Source organism: Chromobacterium sp. LK11 (genome assembly GCF_001043705.1).
Classification (GTDB): Bacteria; Pseudomonadota; Gammaproteobacteria; order Burkholderiales; family Chromobacteriaceae; genus Chromobacterium; species Chromobacterium alkanivorans.
In genome coordinates this window covers 1-851 of record NZ_LDUR01000059.1, presented here as the reverse complement: position 1 = coordinate 851, position 851 = coordinate 1, and the positions used below count along the sequence as shown (strand labels likewise).

Here is an 851-nt window from a genome sequence, read left to right as displayed (position 1 = left end):
CGCGACGATGTCGCCTTGCGCCCACAGGGCGTCGATGCCGTACGGGTTGCTGGTCACGTGGGCGGTTTCGGCGGCCAGGGCGTTCAGGCTGCTCAGCAGAGCCACGGCGGTGAAGGCGATGCGGGTGATTTTGCTCATGTTCTGGTTCTCCTAAAGATTGCTTGTTCCGGTCGCGGCGCGCTCGCGCTCATTCGCCGGAATCGAGTTTGAAGCCGAATTCCTGGCTCAACAGGCTGTTGGGTTTGCAGCTGTAGCCTTGCAGCGCGGCGCTGATCGCCGACTGGAAGCCGCTGCGGTAGCGCGGCGGGATGCCGCCGTCGAACGAGATGTTGGCGATGTGGCTGAAGCGGCCGTTGTCGCCCACCTGGAAGGCCACGCGCACCACGCCCTGGATCTCGTCCTGCTGCGCCTTGCTCGGGTACTCCGGGGCTTGCAGCTGGGTGCAGTTGGCCTTGGCCGACACCGGGCCCTTGGGCGCTTCCACCGCCGGGGCGGGGGTGGGCGCCGGCTGCGGGGCCGGGTCCGAGGTGGTGGACTGGATCGCGTTGGCCGTGGAGGTGACCGGCGGTGGATTGACCACCGGCGGCACATAGGCCTGCGGCTTGGGCGCGGCGGTGGGCTGCACCACTTTCTCGATCTTGGGCGGAGGGGGCGGCGGAGGCGGCGGCGGTTCGCTGATGACCGCCACTTCCACTTTTTGCTGGATCACTTTGACCACGCCCTGGGCCAGGCCCGACACCAGCGCGTAGATCAACAGTGCATGGAAGACGATCACGCCGACCAAGCCCGCGATGCGGCGCTTGGGCGGGGGACCGCCGATTCCTCTGGCTGCGATGCTCGTCATGTTTATA

General features: G+C 67.1%; 1 protein-coding gene. It reads right to left on the bottom strand.

Features of this window, described 5'->3' with window-relative positions; genetic code table 11:
* Window positions 1-187 precede the first annotated feature (187 nt).
* On the bottom strand, window positions 188-850 hold the full coding sequence (locus VK98_RS22520) for a hypothetical protein (RefSeq protein ID WP_338030586.1): 663 nt from the start codon (window positions 848-850) through the stop codon (window positions 188-190).
* Between the last annotated feature and the right edge of the window lies 1 nt (window position 851).